The following is a 26,197-nucleotide window of genomic DNA, read 5'->3' as shown; positions in this document are numbered from 1 at the left end:
GTCTGACGACGGACTGATTGGAACGAATGCATGACTGACGCGGCACGCCTGATAGCGCCGGAAAAGCGCGGCGAGGATCTCGACGCGACGATGCGGCCGCAGACACTGGACGATTTCACCGGCCAGGCGGAGGCACGCGCCAACCTGAAGATCTTCATCGAGGCGGCCAAGAACCGCGGCGAGGCACTCGACCACGTGCTGTTCGTCGGTCCGCCCGGCCTCGGCAAGACGACGCTGGCGCAGATCATGGCCAAGGAGCTCGGCGTCAACTTCCGCTCGACCTCCGGCCCTGTCATCGCCAAGGCCGGCGATCTCGCCGCCCTGCTCACCAATCTCGAAGAGCGCGACGTGCTCTTCATCGACGAAATCCACCGTCTCAACCCGGCGGTCGAGGAAATCCTCTATCCGGCGATGGAAGATTTCCAGCTCGACCTGATCATCGGCGAGGGACCGGCGGCGCGTTCAGTCAAGATCGACCTGTCGAAGTTCACGCTGGTGGCGGCAACCACCCGCCTCGGCCTGTTGACGACGCCGCTTCGTGACCGCTTCGGCATTCCGGTGCGGCTCAATTTCTACACGGTCGAGGAACTGGAATCGATCGTGCGCCGCGGCGCCCGGTTGATGGGCCTCGGCATGACCGACGACGGCGCGCGCGAGATCGCCCGCCGTGCCCGCGGCACGCCGCGCATTGCCGGCCGGCTTTTGCGCCGGGTGCGCGATTTCGCCGAAGTGGCGCGTGCCGAAGCCGTGACCCGGGAGATCGCCGACGAAGCGCTGACGCGGCTTCTCGTCGACAACATGGGCCTCGACCAACTCGACCGGCGCTACCTGTTCATGATCGCGCAGAATTTCGGCGGCGGACCCGTTGGCATTGAGACGATCGCTGCCGGTCTTTCCGAGCCGCGCGATGCGATCGAGGACATCATCGAGCCTTACCTTATTCAGCAAGGTTTCATCCAGCGGACACCGCGCGGCCGTATCTTGACCGCAAACGCCTGGAAACATATCGGCCTCAACCCACCAAAAGAGGTCGAGGCGGCGCAGTTCCGACTGACACTCGAGGACGAATAGATGATCACTCGCCGCGGATTGTTGAAAATGATCGGCGGCGGTATCGCCAGCATGGCAGCACTCGGTGGCTATGCCTTTGCCTTCGAGCCGCTCGCCCGGCTGAATGTGACCCGCTACAAGCTGACGCCTCCCGGCTGGACGCCGGGCTTGAAGCTGCGTGTCGTGGCACTTGCCGACATTCATGCGTGCGAGCCCTGGATGCCCGTCAGCCGCATCGAGTCCATTTGTCGGCAGGCCAACAATCTTGGCGGCGACATCACGGTCCTGTTGGGCGACTATGCGGCCGGCATGAACTACGTCACCCGTTACGTGCATTCCAGCGAATGGGCGAAGGCCCTCGGTACGCTTACGGCCCCGCTCGGGGTTCATGCGGTCATGGGCAATCACGACTGGTGGGAGGACAGGACCGCCCAGAAGAACGGCGGCCCGACCTTTGGGCACAAGGCGCTCCACGCCGCCGGCGTCAACGTCTACAGCAACCGGGCGATCCGGCTCGAGAAGGACGGCTTCGGCTTCTGGATTGCCGGCCTCGAGGATCAGCTTGCCTTCAAGCCCGGCAACAAATGGCAGCGCAAGCGCATGCGTGGCCTCGACGACCTCGATGGCACGCTGGCGCAGGTCAGTGATGGAGACCCGGTCATCCTGCTGGCGCACGAGCCGGACATCTTCCCGCGCGTCCCTTCCCGGGTTGCGTTGACGCTGTCGGGCCATACCCATGGCGGCCAGGTCCGGTTTCTCGGATACGCGCCCGTTGTGCCCTCGCGTTTCGGCGACCGCTACGCCTATGGTCACATGGTCGAGGACGATCGCAGCCTGATCGTGTCGGGTGGCCTCGGTTGCTCACTTGCGCCCATTCGGTTTGGCATGCCGCCAGAGATCGTCGTCGTCGATCTCGGATAGTCAGTCTGCATGCGGTCCTCGCATACTTCTGCCATGATTATCCTAGCCTTACCCGTAGCAAGGCAGCTTGCTGGAAGTCGATGTCGGTGATGGCGTGGGCGGACCGGCAGGGCCTATCAAGAGGTACGTTTCCAGGCAATGAAATCTTATTCAATGTGACTGTTTTACAATATTCTTAATATCGCCACAGCGATGCCGCGCTTTGAACCGATTTCGGCCTTACCTAGACGGCGGGCGACGCCAGACCTAGTCCAGACCAGTTCGCAGACGCTGAAAGGCGTTGAGAGTGCGGCAGGTCGAGAACTAGCGTCGAAGGCGACAAAGGGCGTTAACAGTATCACATGCCGCCTCGGGACAGGCGGAAGAGCATCGAGTTCAGCGTATTGCAGATGGTCTGAGGGGACACGAAGAGGCGTCTATTGTGTGGGGGACGCCGTTCCCATGTGATGCTAGCGACATCGCAAAGGTACTTTCTAATGGGACTTACGCTTCTGATTAATACCCTGAGCCTAGATCTCGTCGTTGGATTGAAAACGGGTCTGCGCATTCTGCATTTCATTGGGCTTGCACTCGGTCTGGGCGCTGCCACCGTTCTCGACCTGATGATCTTGCGCTTCTTCATCAAGGGTAAAGTATCGCCGGAACACTTCGCGGTGTTTCACTTCGGCTCCAGGATCGTCAATTGGGGGCTGATCCTCCTTTGGGTCACCGGCTTCGGCTTCCTCGCCTATTACGGCTTCTTCGAACCGATCAAGCTCGGCAACGAAAAGGTCTGGGCAAAGATGACGATCGTCGCCATCCTGACGATCAATGGGGCGTTCATCCACGCTGTCATTCTGCCGAAGGTCAAGGCGCAGATCGGTTCATCGCTGCTGGAGGGCATGTCGACCAAACAGTGCAGCGTCTTGCTCATATCCGGTGCCGTCTCGGCCACCTCGTGGTATGTGCCGCTGCTGCTCGGTGCGCTGCCGCAGCTCAACTTCGTCGTGCCGATGACTGTCATCTTGACGGCCTATGCGCTGCTGCTTGCTGCGGCCATTGCCATCGCCCATAGCCTGCTCTTTGTCGTTTCGCCCGGTGCGGCCACAAAAATCAAGGCCAGGTCGCGCGTCGAACCGGAGTTGGGACTTCCCGCGGTCGTTTGATCGTCCCATTCGGCGCGATCCTCGGATTGCCTTCGGAAGGCCCGGCATCTTGATGCCGGGCCTTTTCACTTTGACGCGGCCGTCATGCCAGCAAGGCTTCGATCGTCCGGCGCAGCCGCTCCGCACCGCCCGGCCGCCAGCCGAGCCGTCTCAGCTTTTCCGTATTCATGACGTTGAAGGCGTCTCGTGGCGCAGCGTCGGGCAAGGCATGCGCGCTGCCAGTGATTTCCTTGACGATTGCCAGCAATGACCGGTTGTCGACCAGCATGTCGGAGACGTTGAGGGTTATCGCTCGTGGTTTGTCGCTCAGGTTTTCGAGCGCCAACCGGACTGCGGCGCCGACATCGTCGCCATGCACCTCCGTGCCGGCCCGAGGCGGGACCGGGCGCCCGCTGAGATAATCTGAGAACAGGTCGTGCCATTTGTGCCGACCGTCGGGCTGTGCCTCGCCGTAGACACCGGTGGCACGCAGATTGACGGGCCGGAAATGCGCATCCGCCATCGCAGCCAGGGCCTGTTCTGCTTCAAGCTTCAGCCGACCGTAGAGCGTCTCCGGTCGGCACGGCGTATCCTCCGTCAGTTCCAGTCCCGGCAATTGCGCCCCGTAGACGGCACGGCTCGACAGGAAGAGGCAGACCTTCACGCCGCTTTCGCGCGCCTCCTGGAACAGGCGAAGGCTGCCGTCGAGATTGGCCAGGCGAAAGCCTTCGGGATCGTTACCTTCGCCGCCCCGATATCGACCGGGCACATGGTCGAAGGCGGCATGGACGAAGTGGTCGATCCCGGTGAATGCCTCCTGCTGGTTGCGATTTGCATCGAGCAACAGCGGCGTGAACGCAACCTGGGCCCCGAAATGCCCGGGCGCCGGTCGGTTACGTCCGCCAACAATGACCTCATAGCCATGTCGGGCCAGGTGCTCGACGATGAAACGCCCGACCATGCCCGTGCCTCCTGACACCAGCACGCGGGTCATCGGCTTGCCGGATTGGCGAGCTCGGCGATCTCGGGGATGTTCTCGCCGGTGAGATAGCAGGCCCAAAGGTCGATCAACGGCTGTAGGGCTCTAGCGCGGGGATGATCCTTTTCCCAGGGCTTTTCATACTGATAATGCAGCACGCCGATCGACCGCCAATCCCAGAGTTCAGGCAGATTGAACCAGACATATTGCAGCATGTTCATGGTGACGGGCAGGCCGTGCCAATCGGGGAAAAACGCCTGCAGGAAGGTCTGGTCGGTTCGCGGCCAGAAGGCATCGGGCGCGTCGAGGCGCTCCAGCATTCGCCCAAACGTCGTCAGCGACGGCTCGGCGACGAAGACGCCGGAGTTCAAGCGGTGAAAATCGGCGAGACTTTCATAGACATTGGGGGCGGCGGAGAACTCCGGATAGGCAAACAACTGGTCGATGCTCTTGAGCACGATGGCGTCGGCGTCGATGAAGACGCAGCGACGATACTCAGTCAGCTGCCAGAGCCTCAGCTTGCAGAAGTTGTCGAGCGGTGAATGAAAGTCGGGTTTGCGGCCCTTGGTGAAGGGCGCCTTCTCATGCACGTTGCGGCGGGCGTGGCGTTCGTTGAACCCGTCGGAGAGCGTCAAGAGGTCGGTCTCGATCAGACGGCACTGGAACTCGGCAAGGGGCGCCAGCGCTTCAAGCGAAACGCCACCCGTGTGCAGCACGACGATATCGGCCGTTGTGGCCGTGAGCCGGATGGAGCGGGCGAGCGCGCGGGCGCCGAGCGCATAGTCGGCATTAGTGACCAATGTCACAAAGGCATGACCGGCTGTGTGAGGCGAGGAGGGGCGGAGCCCCTCCAGTGGATCGTTCGATGTCATGAAACGGATTTCAGACGCTTGCCCTCTGGGTCGTGGTTGATCAGCGGCGCGATGTCCTTGGTCCAGGCGGAGACGGCCGGAACACGCGTGCGGTCGACACGATAGGCGAATTTCTTGGCGACATCGACGATTTCCGACAGCAGTCCGTCTTGCAGTCGCGTCGGGTTGAGGCCGAGGCCCAAGAACTTCTCGTTGTGCACGACGAGTTCGTTCTCGGCTGCTTCCTTGCGCGGGTTCGGCAGCCAGGCGATCTGCGCGCCGCTGATCGATGCGATCATCTCGGCGAGGTCGCGCACCCGATGCGTCTCGGTCATCTGGTTGAAGATCTCGACGCGGCTGCCACGCGCCGGCGGGTTCTTTAGCGCCAGCTCGATGCAGCGCACCGAATCCTGGATGTGGATGAAGGCGCGCGTCTGGCCGCCGGTGCCGTGCACGGTCAGCGGATAGCCGATCGCCGCCTGGATGAGGAAGCGGTTGAGCACGGTGCCGTAATCGCCGTCATAGTCGAAGCGGTTGATGAGCTGGGCATGGCGGCGCGTTTGCTCGGTGTGCGTGCCCCAGACGATGCCCTGGTGCAGGTCGGTGATCCTCAGGCCGTCGTTCTTCGCATAGAACTGGAAGAGCAACTGATCCAGGCACTTGGTCATATGATAGATCGAGCCGGGATTGGACGGATAGAGGATCTCCTGGCTGACGGTTTCGCCGCCCATCGTCTCGATGCCGACCGGAAGATAGCCCTCGGGAATCGCCGCACCGATGGTGGAGTAGCCATAGACACCCATGGTGCCGAGATGCACCAGATGCGCGTCGAGGCTGAGCTCGACCAGCGCATTCAGCAGGTTGTGAGTGGCGTTGACGTTGTTGTTGACCGTGTAGTTCTTGTGACGATCACTCTTCATCGAGTAGGGCGCGGCGCGCTGTTCGGCAAAATGCACGATCGCATCCGGACGATGCTCGGCAAGCCAGTTCTTCAGCAGCTCGTAGTCGCGGGCAAGATCGATCAGGTTGAAATGGATGCGGCGACCCGTTTCGGCATGCCAGATGCGGGTGCGTTCCTGGATCGAATCCATCGGGGTCAGCGATTGCACGCCGAGTTCGGTATCGATCCATCGGCGCGAGAGATTGTCGAGGATGTGAACGTCGTGGCCGGTATCGGACAGGTGAAGGGCCGTGGGCCAACCGACGAAACCGTCGCCGCCGAGAATCGCAATCTTCATGCACGTTCTCCTGATCGAGGGAAGGAAGTCCGTCACGTGATAGGATAGGATTGTGACAGTGCTGCAATGCTTGCAAACGGCTTTTTGTTCCTGCACAGGAATTGGGAAATACTCTCGGAGAGAAGCATGTCCCAGATTTCGCTCGCAGGCGAACTGACCGAACACGGCCATCGGCTGATCCAGCGCGTCTACTACGAAGACACCGACTTTTCCGGCGTCGTCTACCACGCCCGCTACCTGCACTTCATGGAACGCGCCCGCACCGATTTCCTGCGTCTGCTCGGGGTCGAACAGGCGACGCTGGCAATCGAGGGCGACAGCGAAGGTCTGGTCTTCGTCGTCCATCGCATGGAGATCGACTTCAAGCTTCCTGCGCGCATGGACGATATCCTGACCATTACCACGGTCACCGAGAAGGCTGGCGGCGCCAAGATGGTGCTGCAGCAGGAGATCCGCCGCGGCGAGCAGTTGCTGATTGCCGCCAAGGTGATCATCGCTGTGATCAACGGCCAGGGGCGGCCGCGGCGTCTGCCGGAGGCGCTCGCCTACAAGTTCCAGCATGCGAAGGAGAGCGTCGGCTAGGCGCATTCTTCAGAAAGGCCACTCCAAGGCCGCTGCGCGCCCGGAAGCGCCTCACCCGTGGATCCGAAGCGGACGCAAGCTAGTCCGGCGCTTTTGCCCCGAGCCTGTCGAGCATTTCCTGGGCAAGGGACTGCCTGAGCTTGGCGAAGTCTCCCCACGGATCGGCACCGCTTTCGATCCGCGCGAGAATACCGGGAATGCGGAAGCTGTTGGCAGCGCCAAGGCCGGCAAGCTCGTCCCAGCTGACAGGGGTGGCAACCGGGCCGCCGTCGCGTGCCCGGGTCGAATAGGGGGCGATCGCGGTGGCGCCGCGTTCGTTCCTCAACCAGTCGATGAAGATCCGCCCCTCGCGCTTCGCCTTCGACATGGTGGCGATGAACTTGTCTGGATCCCTATCGACGAAGCTCTGCGCAAAGGTTTTGGCGAAGGCTTTTGCCTGCGGCCAGGTGGCATGGGCGATCAGCGGAACGATGACGTGCACACCCTTGCCGCCGGTGACCATTGGCAACGACCTGAGCCCGATCTCGGCGAGCGCATCGCGAACGGCCACGGCCGCCGCCTTCACGGTCTCGAAGCCGACGCTCGGATCGGGGTCGAGGTCAAAGACCAGCCGGTCGGGTGTTTCGAGTGTGTCGACCCGCGATCCCCAGATGTGGAATTCGAGCGTTCCAATTTGCACCGCGGCGACCAGCCCGTTGGCGTCACGCACATACATGTAATTTTCGGTTTCGCCGGAGCTTTCCTTGACGGCGACCTGGCTGATCTCGTTCGGAAAACCGTCGCTCGCATGTTTCTGGTAGAAGCCCTGGCCATGGCCGCCGCGCGGGCTGCGGACGAGCGACAGGATGTGCTCGGCGGCATAGGGCAACATGCGCTCCGCCACGGCCGCAAAGTAGCGGCAGAGATCCAGTTTGGTAATGCCCCCTGCTTCAAAAAGGATGCGGTCCGGGTGGGTAATTCGCACACCGAGAACAGTGTCATCCGCTGCTGAACTCTTTGTCTTCGCGGTCATGGTGGCTCTTGCGTTCTGGTTGAGGTGACGTCTTCGCCCATCCGACTTTTGCGTGCTGCAACGGATCATTCAAGCCGCCAAATCTCGACTGCAAGGATGCCACGAGGGGCACCCGGCAGCGCAAGGCGGGTCAGTCTGCACGCCTGCCACGCGTCAAAATGGGGCAGGGAGAGGTACTCGCGGCGATGTTGGTGCGTTTGCCAGGCCATGCAAAAGAAACGACTTCCACCCGCTGAAGTTCCTCGCTGAGGGTGATGCTGCAAAGACACAATGCGGTAACGGTCTCTTAACCATAATGGTGTCTTAATGAACCCATCAGGATTTGTGCAGTGCACGTCATCCTTTGACCAAAATTGACGGCAAGAAGGCAACCTAAAGCTATTTAAGGTCGCGATGGTGCGATCTGCGGCGGTGCCGGGCACTCTTGCAAACAGGACGTTTGGGCTACCCGGTCACGAGCATGAACCGCTCTTGCCGGGTGTTTGGATTCGGGGACTGAAGACGATGGAACAGGTTGGATTGGCCGCGGCGACGCACGATGTGAGCCTCTGGTCGCTATTCATGCAAGCGGGCTTCGTCGTGAAGCTGGTCATGCTGGGGCTGATTGCCGCCTCCGTCTGGACCTGGGCGATCGTCGTCGACAAGACGCTGAACTACGGCCGCGTTCGCCGCCAGCTCGACAGTTTCGAGCAGGTGTTCTGGTCCGGCCAGTCGCTGGAAGAGCTCTACCGCACGCTCGCCGACAGGCAGACCGCCGGCATGGGCGCGATCTTCGTGTCCGCCATGCGCGAGTGGAAGAAGAGCTTCGAGCGCGGCGCCCGCTCGCCGATCGGCCTGCAGATGCGTATCGACCGGGCCATGGACGTGACACTCGCCCGTGAATCGGAAACGCTCGAAGCCCGCCTCGGTTCGCTTGCCACCATCGGTTCGGCCGCACCGTTCATCGGTCTCTTCGGTACCGTCGTTGGTATCATGACCTCGTTCCAGGCGATCGCCGGCTCGAAGTCGACCAACCTTGCGGTCGTGGCGCCCGGTATCGCCGAAGCGCTGCTTGCCACCGCAATCGGCCTTCTCGCCGCTATTCCTGCGGTTATCGCCTACAACAAGTTCTCGGCCGACGCCGGCAAGCTGTCGGCGCGCATGGAAGCCTTCGCCGACGAGTTCTCCGCCATCCTTTCGCGGCAAATCGACGAGAAGCTGCAGAGCCCGCGCCAGGCCGCGCAATAATCGCCAGAGAATACGGAGACCACGCTCATGGGTATGTCGGTTGGCGGAGCCAAGGGTTCGGGCGGCGGACGTCGTCGCCGCGGCGGCAAGAAGGCCGTGATGAGTGAGATCAACGTCACGCCGTTCGTTGACGTCATGCTCGTGCTCCTGATCATCTTCATGGTGGCAGCACCGATGATGACGGTCGGCGTGCCGATCGACCTGCCGGAAACGCAGGCAAAGGCGCTCAATTCCGATACGCAGCCGATCACCGTTTCGGTCAATCCGGCCGGCGAGATCTACCTGCAGGAAACGCCGATCGCCATTGATGAAGTGGTGCCGAAGCTCGAGGCAATTGCCACGACCGGCTACAACGAGCGCATCTATGTGCGCGGCGATACCAATGCCGACTATGGCACGGTCATGAAGGTCATGGCCCGCATCTCGGCTGCCGGTTTCAAGAACCTAGGCCTCGTCACGCTGCAAGAACAGGAAAAGTGATCGTCCAAGATGAAGGGCAGTCTCGCTACATCTGCTGTCCTCCACGCCATGGTCTTGACCTGGGCGCTGGTTTCGCTTGGCAGCCCGGCTGACTTCCAGGTCGCCGACGTCGAGGCTTTGCCTGTCGACATCGTTCCCTATTCGGAAATGACCCAGGTTCAGCAGGGCGACAAGAAGGCACCGAAGAAGGAGCATTCGTCGCCGGTCCCGACCAAGCGTCCGGAGACGAACCAGCCGGCCGAAAATGTCGGCGACAACGATACCGACCTGAAGACGCCGCCGACGCCGAACGCCAAGCCGTCGAAGAGCGAAGCCACCGCCTCGCCGGAAAAGAACGACAAGCCAGAGCCGACGCCCGATCCGGTCGAGCAGGAAATCAAGAAGGTCGAGGAAACCAAACCCGCCTCGGAGCCGGCGACCGAAGTCGCGGCCCTGCCGGAACCGAAGCAGGAAGTAAAGCCGGAGACCAAGCCGGAGCCGGCGCCCGCCGAAGAAAAGCCAGCAGAAAACCCGGAAGCCGAAGCGCTGCCTGAAAAGGTGCCGACGCCGGCTGTAAAGCCCAAGGTCGAAAAGCCGGCCCAATCTGCAAAGACGCCTGAACGCAAGAACGAGCAGACGCCGAAGGAGCAGAAGAAGCAGGCCTCCACCGAGGAAAGCAAATTCAACGCCGACGAGATCGCAGCGCTGCTCAACCGGCAGGATCCGTCCGCCGGAGGCGCCAAGCGTTCGACGCAGGAAGCCGCGCTCGGTGGCAAGAAGACCATCGGTGTGGGCCTCAGCGCCAACGAGATCGACGGCGTGAAGGGCCAGATTCAGGGCAACTGGTCGCTGACACCGGGTCTGACCGGCGTCGAGGAAGTCCGCGTCACGGTCCGCGTGCAACTCGACCCATCGGGCAACATCGTCGGCACGCCTGAAGTGACTGCAACCGGTGGCCCCGAAGGCACGCGCCGCGCCGTTGAAAGCAGCACCTTGCGTGCGATCCGCCGCTCCGCTCCGCTACAAAACCTCCCGCCTGACAAATATGAGGGCGAAAAAGGATGGAATACCCTCGTGCTGAACTTCGACCCGTCGGAATTCGCACTCTAGAGCTGCCGGGATTGGAACCCATGCCGGATAGCACACCAACCCTGCAAACCCTTCGTACGAAGCTGAAAGGCTTGTCTCTATGATCAAGGTCTCTCTTATCCGCGCCATGATGGTGGCTGCGGGCATGTTAGCCGCCGTCGTGGCGGCGGTGACGCCGGCGCATGCTGAAGTCGAAATCAACATCAACAAGGGCAACGTCGAACCGCTGCCGATTGCTGTCACCGACTTTCTCCAGGGCGAGCTCGGCCAGAAGATCTCTGACGTGGTCGCAGCCGACCTCAAGCGCTCCGGTCTGTTCGCGCCGATCAACAAGGGTGCCTTCATCGAGAAGATCAGCAACCCGGATGCCACCCCGCGCTTCGAGGACTGGAAGGTCATCAACGCGCAGGCGCTGGTCACCGGCCGCGTCACCCAGGAAGGCGACGGCAGGCTGAAGGCGGAATTTCGTCTCTGGGATACCTTCGGCGGCCAGCAGATGACCGGCCAGCAGTTCTTTACGCAGCCGGAAAACTGGCGCCGCGTCGCCCATATCATCGCTGACGCCATCTATGAGCGCGTAACCGGCGAGAAGGGCTACTTCGACACCCGTATCGTCTATGTCGCCGAAAGCGGCCCGAAGACGGCACGCAAGCGTCAGCTCGCCATCATGGACCAGGACGGCTTCAACGCCCGGGCGCTCACAAACTCCAACGACATCGTTCTGACGCCGCGCTTCTCGCCGAACCGTCAGGAAGTCACCTACATGTCGTTCGAAAACCAGCAGCCGCGCGTTTACCTGCTGCAGCTGGAAACCGGACAGCGCGAAGTCGTCGGCAACTTCCCCGGCATGACCTTTTCGCCGCGCTTCTCGCCGGATGGCCAGCGGGTCATCATGAGCCTGCAGCAGGACGGCAACGCCAACATCTATACGATGGACCTGCGTTCGCGCACCACGACCCGCCTCACCAATACGGCGGCGATCGACACCGCGCCGTCCTACTCGCCCGATGGCAGCCAGATCGCCTTTGAAAGCGACCGTGGCGGACGCCAGCAGATCTACGTCATGGGTGCCGACGGCTCCGGCCAGCGCCGCATCTCCTTCGGCGACGGCTCCTATTCCACGCCCGTCTGGTCTCCGCGCGGCGACTTGATCGCTTTCACCAAGCAGTCGGGCGGCAAGTTCTCGATCGGCGTGATGAAGACCGACGGTTCGGGCGAGCGCATCCTGACCACCGGCTTCCACAATGAAGGCCCGACCTGGGCGCCGAACGGCCGCGTGCTGATGTTCTTCCGCCAGGGCGCCGGCTCCGGAGGACCGCAGCTCTACTCGATCGATCTGTCGGGGTACAACGAGCAGGCCGTCCCGACGCAGGGCTTCGCTTCCGACCCGGCCTGGTCGCCGCTGCTTGAATAGGTTGACCCGTTTTGCGGCGGGGATTGTGGCAGCGATGCCGCTTTCTCGCCGCAAAGTGCTGGTCTAGCAGGCCCCGAGCCGAAATTATCGATTTGTTAACCATAACTGTTGAAAAGCGATTAACCGCTTCCGGTTACAGTCTGGCAACCGTGAATTCAGACACTTCTCAAGGAGACCGGCGTATGAGCCGAATTGACACCCCGGCCGCAGGCCGCATGCAGACCATCGCTCGCAACCCGATCATGATCGCCCTGGTCATGACGCTTGCCATCGCTGGCTGTGCATCGAAGAAGAACCTGCCGGGCAGCGCGGGCGAACTTGGCCTCGGTGGCGCCGGTTCTGCGACCCCGGGCTCGCAGCAGGACTTCACCGTCAATGTCGGCGACCGCATCTTCTTTGATACCGACTCCACCTCGATCCGCGCCGATGCTCAGCAGACGCTCGCTCGTCAGGCTCAGTGGCTCGCCAAGTACCCGAACTACGCGATCACCATCGAAGGCCACGCCGACGAACGCGGTACGCGCGAATACAACCTGGCACTCGGTGCTCGTCGTGCGGCATCGACCCGCGACTACCTCATCAGCCAGGGCGTTCCGGCCAACCGTATGAAGACGATTTCCTACGGCAAGGAAAAGCCGGTCGCCGTCTGCGACGACATCTCGTGCTGGTCGCAGAACCGCCGTGCAGTCACCGTTCTCGGCGGCGCAGGCATGTAATGCCCGGATTCCGCGGTCGGCTCTGCCCGGTCCGGAATGGGGATGCGTTCGCTGGGAACACTCAATTGTTCCTGAGATCGCAGACTGCTAAATTAAAAGGGCGGCACTCGGCCGCCCTTTGCTTTTTTACCACACTTTGGCCGAACTCCGTTGCTTTTTCAGGGCAATTGGAAAACTGTGCGGCAATCACCCAGTTGACTCGGCGAGATGTATTGCGGGCCCCGATTCTAGGGTGGGACAACCGGTATTCGAACAGGACAAAGAAATGAAGAAATTTGTCGTGGCGGGACTGCTCGGTCTTGCGGCTCTTTCGGGCCTTGGCCAGTCAGCATACGCCATGCCGCTTTCAGGGCTGCTCGCCCGAACGACTGAAACCAGCACTGGCGTGCAGAACCTGCCAGTGGTGAAGGTGCAGTCGGCCGAGACCGCACGGATTGGCCAGCTTGAGGAACAGATCCGCTCGCTCAACGGGCGTATCGAGGAAATGAGCTTCCAGCTCCTGCAGATGCAGGAACAGATCCGGAAGTTCCAGGAGGACAACGAGTTCCGCTTCCAGGATCTGGAAAGCGGCAAGGCCTCCCCGAAGAAGAGCGGCGCATTGCAAACGCCGAAGACCAGCGATCAGGCGTCCGTCACCCCCGGGGTGACGGATAGCCAGACCATGGCGCCGGCTGGCAGCGGCAACGACATGGCTTCGTCCGGCGCCTCGTCGGATCCGAGCCAGGGCACCACTGGTGCTGGAGCGCCGGCAACCCTCGGCCAGATCGTCTTTGACGAAAACGGCAATCCGGTTGCCGCGACGACGGACGCACAGCCGGGCGCAAATGCCACGCTTCCCGGCGTCGAAACCGGAGCGGGCGCCCCTGCTGATGGCGGCCTGAACAACAATCCCGGCAGCCAGCAGACGGCGTCGCTCGACAACCCCGGCGATCTCTACCAGTCCGCCTACGGACACGTGCTTTCCGGCGACTACAGCACGGCCGAACAGGAGTTCGGCGACTATCTCGCCGCTTTCCCTAGGGGTGACAAGGCCGCAGACGCCAGCTTCTGGCTGGGCGAGGCGCAGTATTCGCAAGGCAAGTACAGCGATGCCGCCAAGACCTTCCTGAATGCCCACCAGGCCCATGGAAAATCGCCGAAGGCACCGGAAATGCTGCTGAAGCTCGGCATGTCGCTCGGTGCGCTCGACAACAAGGAAACCGCCTGCGCAACGTTGCGCGAGGTCAACAAGCGCTATCCCAAGGCTTCGCCGGCGGTGAAGGCGAAGGTGACGAGCGAGCAGAGCCGTTTTGGCTGCTGAGGCTCAAGCGCCGACGGCCGTTCTCGAAACGGCGAAACGATTTCTCGCATCCTTCGACCGACCAGCGCGCATCCTTGTCGCCGTCTCCGGCGGGAGCGACTCCAAGGGACTGCTTCTCGCCCTGCACGAGGCGATCGAGGCGAGCGCGCCCAATACGTTTTCCCTGACCGCCTGTACCGTCGATCACGCGCTGCGGCCGGAATCGGCTGAAGAGGCAAGCGCCGTTGCGGCGTTCTCAGCCACGCTTGGTGTTGCTCACGTCACCTGCCGATGGGACGGGCCGAAGCCTGGCACCGGCATTCAGGCGGCGGCCCGCGACAAACGCTATCAACTGCTTTCGGAATTGGCCGAGCGCGTCGACGCCTCTGCCATCGTCACCGGCCACACGCGCGACGACCAGCGCGAGACGATCCTGATGCGAAGGCAACGGGGGGAGGGGCCAGGCGGCGCCGGCATGGCAGACGCCACGCTCTACGATCGGCGCATCTGGGTTCTGCGACCCTTCCTCGATGTCGATCGCGCTGCCATTCGTGCCTTTCTCGCTGCCCGACAGGTCGGCTGGCTCGACGATCCGAGCAATGCCAATCCGCGCTTCGAGCGGGTCCGGGCACGGGCACAGCTGGCAGACGCCGCAACGGCGGATACCGGGGCTTGGGATGCTCGATTACGCGCCCTGTCTTCGGCACATGCCGCTGCCCTTCTCGAGCGGCATGTGCGGGTACACGACGGCCTGGTGGCGGAGATTTCGTCTTCTGGCATCGGTCAATGCCTGGACGGCGATGGGCAACGGGCGCTGCTTGCGCTCGCGTCGGTGATCGGCGGCCGTTCGCATCTTCCGCCGACCGAGACGGCGCAGCGGCTGTCACGCTTCCTGGAGAAGGGCACGCCAGGAAGGATGACGGCCGGTAGGGTCGTCTTCGACCGCCGCGCGTCCGGCCTCTATCTGTATCGCGAGGCACGTGGTCTGCTCGACTTGGCCCTGCAGCCCGGTGAGGCTGGCCTGTGGGACGGGCGTTTTCGCGTCCACAACTCAGGCGGCACCCGCCTGTTGGTGACGGTCGAAGGCGGGCGAGGGCCGCAACAGGAGAGACTTATTGCCGCAGGGCTGCCACCAGGCGTTGCTGGCCGTGCGTCGCTCTCGGCACCTCGGATCGTGTCCGAGAACGGCGAAAATGTCGCATCTGTCACGATCGAGCCGCGGATCGGGCTCTACGACACCTTTTTGCCCGGTTTCGACAGGATCATGGCTGACAGGATCGCCGGATTGTTCGGACGCCAGCGTTATCTGCCGCCACCGGTTCACGATCTATTGACAGAAATGGAACGGTAGGCGGCGGTTTGCCTTGGCAATGTGTCGCCAGAACCCTATGTTAGGGAGCAAGACAGCGACCCGGCGAAATGCGTGGGTCGTGACAGGTTCCGGGGAGTTCGATGAACCCTAATTTTCGTAATCTTGCCCTTTGGGCAATCATAGCGCTTTTGCTGATCGCGCTGTTCAGCATGTTCCAGCAGCCGACGGAGCGCACCGGCTCGCGCGAGATTCCGTTCTCGCAGTTCTTGAAGGACGTGGATGCGAGCCGCGTCAAGGAAGTCGTGATCACCGGCTCGAAAGTGATCGGCAGTTATTCTGAAAGCGGCGCAACGTTCCAGACCTATGCGCCTTCCGTTGATACGGCGCTCACCGAGCGCCTCGAAGCCAAGGACGTGACGGTCACGGTTCGCCCGGAAACCGACGGCTCGTCCGGCTTCCTCAGCTATATCGGCACGCTGCTTCCGATGCTTTTGATCCTCGGCGTCTGGCTGTTCTTCATGCGCCAGATGCAGGGCGGCTCGCGCGGCGCGATGGGCTTTGGCAAGTCCAAGGCCAAGCTTTTGACCGAAGCGCATGGCCGCGTCACCTTTGACGACGTCGCCGGCGTCGATGAAGCCAAGCAGGACCTCGAAGAAATCGTTGAATTCCTGCGCGACCCGCAGAAGTTCCAGCGCCTCGGCGGCCGCATTCCGCGCGGCGTGCTGCTTGTCGGTCCTCCCGGTACCGGTAAGACGCTGCTCGCCCGCTCGGTAGCCGGCGAAGCCAACGTGCCGTTCTTCACCATTTCCGGTTCCGACTTCGTCGAAATGTTCGTCGGTGTCGGTGCCAGCCGTGTGCGTGACATGTTCGAGCAGGCCAAGAAGAACGCGCCCTGCATTATTTTCATCGACGAAATCGACGCCGTCGGTCGCCATCGTGGCGCTGGTCTGGGCGGCGGTAACGACGAACGCGAACAGACGCTCAACCAGTTGCTGGTCGAGATGGATGGCTTCGAAGCCAATGAAGGCATCATCCTGATCGCCGCGACCAACCGTCCTGACGTTCTCGATCCAGCGCTGCTGCGTCCGGGCCGCTTCGACCGCCAGGTCGTGGTGCCGAACCCGGATATCAACGGCCGCGAACGTATCCTGAAGGTACACGTACGCAACGTGCCGCTGGCGCCGAATGTCGACCTCAAAGTTCTGGCACGCGGTACGCCTGGCTTCTCCGGTGCGGACCTGATGAACCTCGTCAACGAGGCCGCGCTCATGGCCGCCCGCCGCAACAAGCGTCTTGTCACCATGCTCGAGTTCGAGGATGCCAAGGACAAGATCATGATGGGTGCGGAGCGTCGCTCTTCGGCGATGACCGAGGCTGAGAAGAAGCTGACCGCTTACCACGAAGCCGGCCACGCTATCCTCGCGCTCAACGTTCCCTCGGCTGATCCGCTGCACAAGGCAACGATCATTCCGCGTGGCCGTGCGCTCGGCATGGTCATGCAGTTGCCGGAAGGCGACCGCTATTCCATGAGCTACAAGTGGATGGTCTCGCGGCTTGCCATCATGATGGGTGGACGCGTTGCCGAGGAACTGACCTTCGGCAAGGAGAACATCACGTCTGGCGCATCGTCCGACATCGAGCAGGCAACCAAGCTTGCGCGTGCGATGGTGACGCAGTGGGGCTTCTCCGACCAGCTCGGCCAGGTTTCCTACGGCGAAAACCAGCAGGAAGTCTTCCTCGGCCACTCCGTGGCGCAGCAGAAGAACGTCTCGGAAGCGACCGCCCAGAAGATCGACAACGAAATCCGTCGCCTGATCGATGAGGCCTACGAGACGGCACGCCGGATCCTGACGGAGAAGAACCACGAGTTCGTGGCGCTTGCCGAAGGGCTGCTCGAATACGAGACCCTGACCGGCGACGAAATCAAGGCGCTGATCCGCGGCGAAAAGCCGGCACGCGACCTTGGCGACGACACGCCGCCACACCGTGGCTCGGCGGTTCCCTCCGCTGGCGCCAAGAAGGAAGGCCCGTCCGGTAACAAGGGTGAAGAATCCGAAGGCGGGTTCGAACCTCAGCCGCAATAAGCGTCAGCCTTAGCCCCCTGTATCCAGGCCGCCGCTCCTCAAGTGGAGCGGCGGCTTTTTCACGCGGTTTGCTGTCTGGCATTTGGTAACGGGGTGTAATGATTTCTGATGCTAGAATCGCTGCCGTTTGCCGCGCTTTTGTGTCAAAGAAGACATGAAGCGTTGCGATTTCGGTTTCCCTCAGGGAACGATGATCGCGGGGCGCAAGGCATTCGCCAGCATGAAATGAGGTCCGGTCAATGAAAACCAGTCGCGCAAATCGCAGACAGGCGGAGCTGGCAAAACCAGCCTTGCCCCGGCAGAACGATGGAGCACCAATGAAGCGCAAGTATTTCGGCACCGACGGTATCCGCGGCCAGTCCAACATGTTCCCGATGACGCCGGATCTGGCGATGCGGGTCGGTATCGCTGTCGGTACGATCTTTCGCAACGGTGCTCACCGCCACCGCGTGGTGATCGGCAAGGACACGCGCCTTTCGGGCTATATGCTCGAAAATGCCATGGTCGCGGGCTTCACGGCTGCCGGCCTTGACGTCTTCCTACTCGGCCCGATCCCGACGCCCGGCGTCGCCATGCTCACCCGCTCGCTGCGCGCCGATATCGGCGTGATGATCTCGGCCTCCCACAACCCGTTCCAGGACAACGGCATCAAGCTTTTTGGACCCGACGGCTGCAAGCTCTCCGATGATATCGAAGAGAAGATCGAGGCGCTGCTCGACCAGGACCTTTCGGGACAGCTGGCGAAATCCGTAGACATCGGCCGGGCAAAGCGCGTGGATGGCGACATCTACCGCTACCTGGAGCATGCCAAGCGCACGCTGCCGCGCGACGTCACCCTTCAGGGCCTCCGGGTTGCCATCGATTGCGCCAATGGCGCCGCCTACAAGGTGGCACCGACGGCGCTCTGGGAACTGGGTGCGGAAGTCGTGACCATCGGCACCGAGCCGAACGGTCTCAACATCAACCTCGACTGCGGCTCCACGCATCCGGCGGCCCTGTCGAAGAAGGTTCACGAAGTGCGCGCCGATATCGGAATCGCGCTCGATGGTGATGCAGACCGGGTGCTGATCGTCGACGAGAACGGCGCGGTCATCGATGGCGACCAACTGATGGCTGTCATCGCCGACAGCTGGGCCGAGGATGGGGTGCTGCAGGGCGGGGCGATTGCTGCCACCGTCATGTCCAATCTCGGTCTCGAACGATATCTCAAGGGGCGCGGCATCGACCTGCGCCGCACCAAGGTCGGCGACCGTTACGTCGTCGAGCAGATGCGCCAGGATGGCCTGAACGTCGGCGGCGAACAGTCCGGCCACATCGTTCTCTCGGATTTTGGCACGACGGGGGACGGCCTTGTTGCAGCCCTGCAGATCCTTGCCGTCGTCAAGCGCCAGGGCAAAGCTGTGAGCGAAGTGTGCCACCGCTTCGAGCCGGTGCCGCAGGTGTTGAAGAACGTTCGCGTTTCTGCCGGCAAGCCACTTGAGGATGCCGCGGTGCGCCAGGCGATCGCCGATGCGGAATCGCAGCTTGCAAAGTCCGGCCGTTTGCTCATCCGCCCGTCCGGCACCGAGCCGCTGATCCGCGTGATGGCGGAAGGCGACGACCGCGGCCAGGTCGAGCGCATTGTCGACGAACTGGTCACTGTCATCGGAAGCGCCCGCAACGCCGCCTGATCCTCGAGCGCCTGCCGTTTCGCTGAACGAGCGAGGCGCTCCGACCGCAAGACTTTATGCTGTTCCGGACGACGGAATTGTGCGAAACAACGATTGAGTTCCCTCCAGGGCCGGTGCGACGCATCGGCCTCTTTTTTTGCCGATTGCGGGAAAAGGTGCCCTGCCAAGGCCGCGACATCTACTTTCTGCGCCGCTACACCCGGATGGAGGTCCACTCGTTTTTTGGCGAGATCTTGGTCCTTCTGCAGTCAATCTATTTGGTTTCATCTTGATGAAACTTCGGGTCAGATAGTAATGCGATGCGACAACCGTAAGAATAGAGGCGGATCTTAATAATCACGGTAAACGTTTGTAGTTAATCGGAACTTAACCTTTGCTCCTCATTATCCATAACCAACATCGGGGTTTTGGGCACCTGTTTCATGGTGAACCCAGCAACGGAATGTATGGAGTGGGCCATGAAGAGAATTTTGAGTGGCGTTGTTGCGATCTTGCTCAGCGGCACGGCAGCTTTTGCTGCGGATGTCTATCAACCGCCTGTCGAGGCACCAGTGGTCGAGCAGCCCGTCGAGGTCCTCCAGACCAGCGGCTGGTACCTGCGCGGTGATGTCGGTTATGCTTGGAACAACCTGCGCGGCGCGAATTACTACCAGGGCGGGCCGGGCGGCACGATCACCGAATTCGAAACCGCCGATATTGATGATTCCTGGGTCATCGGCGGCGGTGTCGGTTATCAGTTCAACAACTACCTGCGCGCCGACGTCACGGTCGACTACTGGGGTAACGGCGACTTCAACGGCTCGACCTTGGGCAACTGCGGCAGCTTTCCGGGTCCCTGCCGGTCGAGTGACGTCAGCTCGGTTTCTGCCTGGAGCGTGATGGCCAACGCCTATGTCGACATCGGCACCTACGGCGCCTTTACCCCTTACGTCGGTGCCGGTATCGGGGCCACGCATGTGAAGTGGGATGGACTGCGCAACACCAGCTGCGAAATCGCCAATCCCGGTAACTGTGACCCGACGACCGACCATGACGGCGAGGACGATTGGCGCTTCACTTACGCGCTGATGGCAGGTACTGCCATCGACCTGACCTGCAACCTGAAGGCCGATATCGGCTATCGCTTCCGCCAGGTGGATGACGGCGACATGTTCGCCTTTGCCAATGGTGGCGGCCCGGGCTTCGACGACGGCTTCTACATCCACGAGGCGCGCGCCGGTCTGCGCTACTCCTTCGGCAACGTCTGCGAAGTTCCCTATGAACCGCCGCCGGAGCCGATCGTCTACAAGTGATCGAGCGCCACGCGACCATGCAAGAGGCCACCTTCGGGTGGCCTTTTCGTTGCGTCCAATCTTTACCTGTTTCCTAACGGGCATGGTTAACTGCGGGTTAACCAGTCGCTGCCAATAGTTAACGCTGAACGAAGCGGTGACGGCATGGCCGTTCCGCGTATGGCAGCGAAAGGGCATGGGCATGGATTGGCGAAACGGGTTCTGCGGAGCCGCTTTTGGTGCCAGCCTCATGCTCTGTGGCGAGGCGCTTTCGGCCGACGAAGATCTGCTCGATGCCCCGGAAATCACCATCGAAAAAGAGGCGACGGGCGCCGGCGCGATCTACCTGCGCGGCGATATCGGCTACGCGCCGTGGCGTGGCGAAGGCGATCCGTCCTACCGGACCTTCGATGCGGGCACGCTGACCTATAGCAGCGTACCCTTCGACAATGCCCGGTTTGACAAGCCGTTCACAGGTTCGCTCGGCGTGGGCTACCAGTTCACCGACACGTTTCGCGCCGACCTGACGGCCGAATACTTCGAGGGCCGCGTCAATGGCTCGTCATCGTCTGCCAATCCCTGTGCGGGGCAGGGGGCGGGCACGTCTTGCGCCTTCTCGACGGGGGCTGACTACTCCGCTCTGGGTTTGATGGCGAATGCCTATGTCGATTTCGGCACGCTTGCCGGTTTCACGCCCTATGTCGGCGGCGGCATCGGCACAACAAGCCTCAATTGGGACACCGCGGTTGAAACGGCCGCTTGCGTCGCCGGCGGTGGTGCCTGCGCGGGTGCGCCCAGCTCGACCTCCTACGAGGGCCGCGACAGTTGGCGTTTCACCTATGCGCTGATGGCCGGCGTCTCCTATGACCTCAGCGACCAGCTGAAGCTCGATGTCGGCTATCGCTATTCCCATATCGCCGACGGCGAGATGTTCGGCTTCGGCGCTGAGGCGCTGGCGGGTGCTACCGGCGATAAGGGTTTTGACGATGGGCTGTCGCGTCACGAGATCCGCGCAGGTTTGCGCTTCTCCTTCTAACGCTTTCAAACATCGATCGGCAGGAATGAAGCCGGTTATGACCGCTGCGGGACCGGTATTGGTGCACGGCCTGGCGCAAACGGGCTGCCGGCAACAATTGGTCGCCGGCGCTCGCCCGTCTTTTCAGATCTTGCCCGCGACGCCATAAATTTTCGCGATTGCGACAAAGCGCTTGACTTCCGGTCCCGCTCACAATATCTCCGGCGGCGGGACACCCTTCCCCAACGAAGGGCTATCTATCTGGAAGGATAGCACATGGCAAAGCCTGCACAGCCGGACCTCCGTCCGAACAACACCCATTTTTCTTCTGGCCCTTGCTCGAAGCGCCCCGGTTGGTCGCTCGACGCTCTCTCCGATGCTCCGCTCGGTCGTTCGCACCGCGCCAAGATCGGCAAGACGAAGCTGAAGCAGGCCATCGATCTTACCCGTGACATTCTTGAAGTGCCGGCCGATTACCGCATCGGCATCGTGCCCGCTTCCGATACCGGCGCCGTCGAAATGGCGCTCTGGTCGCTGCTGGGACAGCGCGGCGTCGATATGGTCGCCTGGGAAAGCTTTGGCGCCGGCTGGGTGACTGACGTGGTCAAGCAGTTGAAGCTCCCCGACGTTCGCAAGCTGGAGGCCGGCTACGGCGAACTTCCCGACCTTTCCAAGATCGATTTCGATCGTGACGTGGTCTTCACCTGGAACGGCACGACCTCGGGCGTGCGCGTGCCGAACGCCGATTTCATCCCGGCCGACCGCAAGGGCCTGACGATCTGCGACGCAACCTCTGCCGCTTTTGCGCAGAACCTCGACTTCGCCAAGCTCGATGTCGTCACCTTCTCCTGGCAGAAGGTTCTCGGCGGCGAGGGCGCCCATGGCGTCATCATCCTGTCGCCGCGTGCCGTCGAACGCCTCCTGACCTACGTTCCGGCCTGGCCACTGCCGAAGATCTTCCGCATGACCTCGGGCGGCAAGCTGATCGAGGGCATCTTCACCGGCGAAACGATCAACACGCCGTCGATGCTCTGCGTCGAGGACTATATCGATGCGCTCGTCTGGGCCGAGAAGGTCGGCGGGCTCAAGGGTCTCATTGCCCGCGCCGACGCCAATGCTGAAGCCATCTTCGACTTCGTCGCCGCCAATGACTGGATCGCCAACCTCGCCGTCAAGGACGAGACCCGTTCCAATACCTCGGTCTGCCTGAAGATCGTCGACAAGGACGTCCTGGCGCTTGACGCCGACGGACAGGCCGCCTTTGCCAAGGGTGTCGTCGCCCTTCTCGAAAAGGCAGGCGTCGCCTTCGACATCGGCCACTATCGCGATGCTCCATCGGGCCTTCGCATCTGGGCCGGCGCCACCATCGAGACCGCTGACATGAAGGCGCTGATGCCGTGGCTCACCTGGGCTTTCGAGACCCAGAAGGCAACGCTGACGCAGGCTGCGGCCTGATCAAGAGCGCGGGGTGAGGAACAATGAACTTCGCCCGCATCTCACACTGACTTGAGTGATCCGCTTCGCTCCCATCGGGAGCGGAGCCCGATACCGCATTTCCATTCAGACCTGATCTTTCAGAAGGAGGCCTTTCATGGCACCTCGCGTTCTCGTATCCGACGAACTGTCGGAAACCGCCGTCCAGATCTTCCGCGATCGGGGCGTCGAAGTCGATTTCCAGCCGAAGCTCGGCAAGGACAAGGACAAGCTCGCCGAGATCATCGGCAACTATGATGGTCTGGCGATCCGCTCGGCCACCAAGGCGACCGAGAAGCTGATTGCCGCTGCGACCAACCTCAAGGTCATCGGCCGCGCCGGCATCGGTGTCGACAACGTCGACATCCCGGCTGCCTCGCGCCGCGGTATCATCGTGATGAACACGCCCTTCGGCAACTCGATCACGACCGCCGAACACGCAATCGCGTTGCTCTTTGCCGTCGCCCGCCAGCTTCCGGCTGCCGACACCTCGACACAGGCCGGCAAGTGGGAAAAGTCCCGCTTCATGGGTGTCGAAATCACCGGCAAGACGCTCGGCGTCATCGGTGCCGGCAACATCGGCTCGATCGTCTGCTCGCGCGCCATCGGCCTCAAGATGCATGTGCTTGCCTATGACCCGTTCCTCTCCAAGGAGCGCGCCGAGGAAATGGGCGTCACCAAGGTTGAACTCGACGAACTGCTTGCCCAGGCCGACTTCATCACCCTGCACGTGCCGCTGACCGACAAGACGCGCAATATCCTGAGCGCCGACGCGCTCGCCAAGACCAAGCCGGGCGTGCGCATCGTCAACTGCGCTCGCGGCGGTCTCGTCGACGAGAAGGCGCTTGCCGAAGCGATCAAGTCGGGCCATGTCGCCGGCGCCGGCTTCGACGTTTTCGAGGTCGAGCCCGCGACAGAAAGCCCGCTCTTCGGCCTGCCGAACGTCGTCTGCACGCCGCATCTCGGTGCCTCGACCACGGAAGCCCAGGAAAATGTCGCGCTGCAGGTCGCCGAACAGATGTCGGACTACCTGGTCAAGGGCGCCGTCTCCAACGCCATCAACATGCCGTCGATCACCGCTGAGGAAGCGCCGATCCTGAAGCCGTTCATCCGGCTCGCCGACGTGCTTGGTGCCTTCGTCGGCCAGGTGACCGAAAGCGCGATCAAGGAAATCGAGATCCTCTATGACGGCTCGACCGCCGGCATGAACACCAAGGCGCTGACCAGCGCCGTGCTTGCGGGCCTGATCCGGCCGCAGGTCGCCGACGTCAACATGGTTTCGGCGCCGGTCATGATCAAGGAAAAGGGCATCATCCTGTCCGAGGTCAAGCGCGACAAGACCGGTGTCTTCGACGGTTACATCAAGCTGACGGTGAAGACTGCCAACCAGACCCGTTCGGTCGCCGGCACGGTGTTTTCGGATGGCAAGCCGCGCTTCATCCAGATCAAGGGCATCAACCTCGATGCGGATGTCGGCAACCACATGGTCTACATTACCAACACCGACGTTCCCGGCATGATCGGCTTCATCGGTATGACGCTCGGCGACGCCGGCGTCAACATTGCCAACTTCCAGCTCGGCCGCGAGAAGGAAGGCGGCGACGCGATCGCGCTGCTCTATGTCGATGGGGCCGTGTCCGAGGTCGTGCTTGACAAGCTGCGGGCCAACAAGGCCATTCGCCAGGCAAAGCCGCTGGTCTTCAACGTCGATTGATCTCCGGCCGGGGAGCGCGGTCGACACGGCTGCGATCCCCGCGTTGAAGTTTGAGGAATAGGGGAACGCACCGGCGGCAGCCGGTGCGTTCCTTCGGTTTGAAGAGAATGACAGGACAAGCATTTTATTGGCGCAGAGCCAGCCTCCCCGACCTCGCGTCGGTTTCCGAAATCCAGCTCGCGGTGCACCAGGCGTTTCCCGAAGACGATGCGGTGCTGGCGGACCGCTTGGAACTGAGTCCGGCCGGCTGCTTCATGTTGGAAGTGGACGAAGCGGCGCAGGGCTATGTGCTGAGCCACCCCTGGCTCGAAGGTTCGCCGCCGGCTTTGAATACCAAGCTCGGCGCGCTGCCGGCGGTTGCCGACACCTGGTACATCCACGACCTTGCCCTCATGCCGGAAACGCGCGGATCGGGTGCAGGCGGCAACATCGTGCCGAGGCTTGCAGAGATTGCGCGGCGCGAAGGCTTTCGCTCCATGTCGCTCGTGTCCGTCAACGGTTCCCAGGGCTTCTGGGCCCGGCAGGGCTTTTCCGTGCACATGAATGCGCGGCTGGCGCAGAAGCTTGCAAGCTATGGCGAGGACGCCGTCTATATGCGCCACGCCCTGTGCTGATTTTCCGGAGATCCGCGGCTTAGTTCTTCGGGCGTCCCTTCTCGGCAATCGCAATGCCGCCGAGCACCAGCATCAGTGCGACCAAGTGGAAGAGGTGGAACGTCTCGCCGATCAACACCACCGAAAGCAGGGTGCCAAAAACGGGGATCGCGTTGATGAACAAGCCGGCGCGGTTGGCGCCGATCATCTCAACCCCGCGCACGTAAAGCACCTGCGACATCAGTGATGGGAAGATCGCGGCATAGAGAACGATGATCCAGCCGGTCGTATCCGGCACGATCGCGGTGCCGGTTCCGATTTCCCAGAACAGGAGCGGGATGGCGCTGAGGAGGGCGCCGAAGGCGGGTGCGGCAATGAAGCTCTGCCAGTGCATTGTCGGCTTGTAGCGTAGCGCCACCGTATAGCCGGCATAGACGACGCAGGCGGCGATCATCAGCGCATCGCCGAAATTGAATTCGAGCGACAGGAGGCTCGTGATGTCGCCGTGTGCGGCGGTCACCAGCACGCCGACCAGCGTGACGGTAAAGCCGACTACCTGCGCAATCGAGGCCCTGGTGCGAAACAGGGCGAAGTTGAACAGGAAGATCAGCATCGGGATGCCGGCCTGAAGAATGACGGCATTGATTGCGCTCGTATACTTCAGGGCCGAGTAAAGCAGGGCGTTGAACGTCGTAAAACCGATCGCGCCATAGGCAAGCAGTTGCAGCCAGTGCTGGCGGATCTTGTCCCAGTCGCGGCGGATCTGCGGTGTCATCAGCGCCAGGATGACGACGAGGGCGAAGACCCAGCGCAGGGTCGTCAGCATCATCGGGCTGACGTGCCCGACCGCCATCTTGCCGGCGACGGAATTGCCGCCCCAGAACAGGGCGGTGATGCAGAGATAGAAATAGGCCCTGGAATTCACGATGCTTAGACCTGTGCGGAGATGGGCGACCTTTGCCGCGATGGCGGGAGAGGCGAAGATATAGGCGCTAAATCCCGGCCTTGTCATGCAAAAAGGGCGAAACGCCGGTCACAACGGGGTCGCTTTCCCGAAGACAACACAGTATAGATGCGCGGGTTTGAGAACAGCGCAGCCTCGGTTGCGCGCCTGAACAGGAAGA

At 62.0% G+C, this 26,197-nt stretch carries 22 protein-coding genes and 1 pseudogene; 18 read left to right on the top strand and 5 right to left on the bottom strand.

All coding sequences use genetic code 11. The features are described from left to right. Window positions 1-30 precede the first annotated feature (30 nt). From ruvB to MKZ91_RS15765, 3 genes are all read left to right on the top strand, one after another. Window positions 31-1,071 (top strand): Holliday junction branch migration DNA helicase RuvB, encoded by a 1,041-nt coding sequence (gene ruvB / locus MKZ91_RS15775; protein ID WP_336171930.1) that lies wholly within the window; start codon window positions 31-33, stop codon window positions 1,069-1,071. Then, the gene (locus MKZ91_RS15770) at window positions 1,072-1,971 is read left to right on the top strand and encodes a metallophosphoesterase (RefSeq protein ID WP_336171929.1); all 900 of its coding nucleotides are present in this window, start codon (window positions 1,072-1,074) and stop codon (window positions 1,969-1,971) included. It begins immediately after the preceding gene. A gap of 476 nt (window positions 1,972-2,447) precedes the next feature. Next, window positions 2,448-3,116, top strand: a complete 669-nt coding sequence (locus tag MKZ91_RS15765) for a hypothetical protein (protein WP_336171928.1) — start codon at window positions 2,448-2,450, stop codon at window positions 3,114-3,116. An 82-nt stretch (window positions 3,117-3,198) separates the two neighbouring features. Here MKZ91_RS15765 and MKZ91_RS15760 read toward each other — a convergent pair whose 3' ends face one another. Genes MKZ91_RS15760 through MKZ91_RS15750 form a run of 3 tightly spaced genes read right to left on the bottom strand, consistent with a single transcriptional unit; the run spans window position 3,199 to window position 6,163 of the window. Then, window positions 3,199-4,089: an NAD-dependent epimerase/dehydratase family protein gene (locus MKZ91_RS15760; protein ID WP_336171927.1), complete on the bottom strand. Its 891-nt coding sequence runs from the start codon at window positions 4,087-4,089 to the stop codon at window positions 3,199-3,201. Beyond that, a complete protein-coding gene (locus MKZ91_RS15755) occupies window positions 4,086-4,946 on the bottom strand; it encodes a glycosyltransferase (protein ID WP_336171926.1) in 861 nt (286 codons plus the stop codon). The genes MKZ91_RS15760 and MKZ91_RS15755 overlap by 4 nt, the downstream gene beginning before the upstream one ends. Beyond that, the gene (locus MKZ91_RS15750; RefSeq protein WP_336171925.1) at window positions 4,943-6,163 is read right to left on the bottom strand and encodes an NAD-dependent epimerase/dehydratase family protein; all 1,221 of its coding nucleotides are present in this window, start codon (window positions 6,161-6,163) and stop codon (window positions 4,943-4,945) included. The genes MKZ91_RS15755 and MKZ91_RS15750 overlap by 4 nt, the downstream gene beginning before the upstream one ends. Window positions 6,164-6,289: 126 nt before the next feature. Here MKZ91_RS15750 and ybgC point away from each other — a divergent pair, with 126 nt between their 5' ends. Continuing rightward, window positions 6,290-6,745: a tol-pal system-associated acyl-CoA thioesterase gene (ybgC, locus tag MKZ91_RS15745; RefSeq protein ID WP_336171924.1), complete on the top strand. Its 456-nt coding sequence runs from the start codon at window positions 6,290-6,292 to the stop codon at window positions 6,743-6,745. A 79-nt stretch (window positions 6,746-6,824) separates the two neighbouring features. Here the strand turns inward: ybgC and ligD are convergent. Next, window positions 6,825-7,754 (bottom strand): annotated as a pseudogene (gene ligD / locus MKZ91_RS15740) (non-homologous end-joining DNA ligase); the annotation flags it as partial. Between the two features lie 507 nt (window positions 7,755-8,261). Here ligD and tolQ point away from each other — a divergent pair. The 14 genes from tolQ (at window position 8,262) to MKZ91_RS15670 (ending at window position 25,094) form a co-directional block, all read left to right on the top strand. Next, window positions 8,262-8,984, top strand: coding sequence for a protein TolQ (tolQ, locus tag MKZ91_RS15735; protein WP_336171923.1), 723 nt, complete (start codon window positions 8,262-8,264; stop codon window positions 8,982-8,984). A gap of 27 nt (window positions 8,985-9,011) precedes the next feature. Further along, window positions 9,012-9,464: a protein TolR gene (tolR, locus tag MKZ91_RS15730; protein ID WP_065778612.1), complete on the top strand. Its 453-nt coding sequence runs from the start codon at window positions 9,012-9,014 to the stop codon at window positions 9,462-9,464. 9 nt (window positions 9,465-9,473) lie between these two features. Beyond that, a complete protein-coding gene (locus MKZ91_RS15725) occupies window positions 9,474-10,553 on the top strand; it encodes a hypothetical protein (protein ID WP_336171922.1) in 1,080 nt (359 codons plus the stop codon). A gap of 106 nt (window positions 10,554-10,659) precedes the next feature. Continuing rightward, on the top strand, window positions 10,660-11,946 hold the full coding sequence (gene tolB / locus MKZ91_RS15720; protein WP_336172021.1) for a Tol-Pal system beta propeller repeat protein TolB: 1,287 nt from the start codon (window positions 10,660-10,662) through the stop codon (window positions 11,944-11,946). A gap of 182 nt (window positions 11,947-12,128) precedes the next feature. Further along, window positions 12,129-12,662, top strand: coding sequence for a peptidoglycan-associated lipoprotein Pal (gene pal / locus MKZ91_RS15715; protein WP_336171921.1), 534 nt, complete (start codon window positions 12,129-12,131; stop codon window positions 12,660-12,662). 265 nt (window positions 12,663-12,927) lie between these two features. Then, a complete protein-coding gene (gene ybgF / locus MKZ91_RS15710; protein WP_336171920.1) occupies window positions 12,928-13,962 on the top strand; it encodes a tol-pal system protein YbgF in 1,035 nt (344 codons plus the stop codon). Further along, complete coding sequence (gene tilS, locus MKZ91_RS15705) at window positions 13,952-15,292, top strand: tRNA lysidine(34) synthetase TilS (RefSeq protein WP_336171919.1); 1,341 nt, start codon at window positions 13,952-13,954, stop codon at window positions 15,290-15,292. Before ybgF ends, tilS begins: the two co-directional genes overlap by 11 nt. Window positions 15,293-15,393: 101 nt before the next feature. Continuing rightward, complete coding sequence (ftsH, locus tag MKZ91_RS15700) at window positions 15,394-17,337, top strand: ATP-dependent zinc metalloprotease FtsH (RefSeq protein ID WP_336171918.1); 1,944 nt, start codon at window positions 15,394-15,396, stop codon at window positions 17,335-17,337. Between the two features lie 317 nt (window positions 17,338-17,654). Beyond that, a complete protein-coding gene (glmM, locus tag MKZ91_RS15695) occupies window positions 17,655-19,007 on the top strand; it encodes a phosphoglucosamine mutase (protein ID WP_336171917.1) in 1,353 nt (450 codons plus the stop codon). Between the two features lie 458 nt (window positions 19,008-19,465). Then, on the top strand, window positions 19,466-20,299 hold the full coding sequence (locus MKZ91_RS15690; RefSeq protein ID WP_336171916.1) for an outer membrane protein: 834 nt from the start codon (window positions 19,466-19,468) through the stop codon (window positions 20,297-20,299). 181 nt (window positions 20,300-20,480) lie between these two features. Then, entirely contained in the window at window positions 20,481-21,314 is an 834-nt protein-coding gene (locus tag MKZ91_RS15685) for an outer membrane protein (protein ID WP_442892290.1), read from the top strand. 255 nt (window positions 21,315-21,569) lie between these two features. Next, complete coding sequence (locus tag MKZ91_RS15680) at window positions 21,570-22,748, top strand: phosphoserine transaminase (RefSeq protein WP_336171915.1); 1,179 nt, start codon at window positions 21,570-21,572, stop codon at window positions 22,746-22,748. 136 nt (window positions 22,749-22,884) lie between these two features. Continuing rightward, the gene (gene serA, locus MKZ91_RS15675) at window positions 22,885-24,480 is read left to right on the top strand and encodes a phosphoglycerate dehydrogenase (RefSeq protein WP_336171914.1); all 1,596 of its coding nucleotides are present in this window, start codon (window positions 22,885-22,887) and stop codon (window positions 24,478-24,480) included. 107 nt (window positions 24,481-24,587) lie between these two features. Beyond that, complete coding sequence (locus tag MKZ91_RS15670; protein ID WP_336171913.1) at window positions 24,588-25,094, top strand: GNAT family N-acetyltransferase; 507 nt, start codon at window positions 24,588-24,590, stop codon at window positions 25,092-25,094. Window positions 25,095-25,113: 19 nt separating this feature from the next. Here the strand turns inward: MKZ91_RS15670 and MKZ91_RS15665 are convergent, their stop codons facing one another. Next, window positions 25,114-25,998 (bottom strand): DMT family transporter, encoded by an 885-nt coding sequence (locus tag MKZ91_RS15665; protein WP_336171912.1) that lies wholly within the window; start codon window positions 25,996-25,998, stop codon window positions 25,114-25,116. Window positions 25,999-26,197 lie beyond the last annotated feature (199 nt).

The sequence above is a fragment of the Ensifer sp. MJa1 genome, assembly GCF_037026475.1.
Lineage (GTDB): Bacteria > Pseudomonadota > Alphaproteobacteria > Rhizobiales > Rhizobiaceae > Ensifer.
The sequence above is the reverse complement of the archived record's forward strand: the minus strand, read 5'-3'. Positions and strand labels throughout refer to the sequence as shown.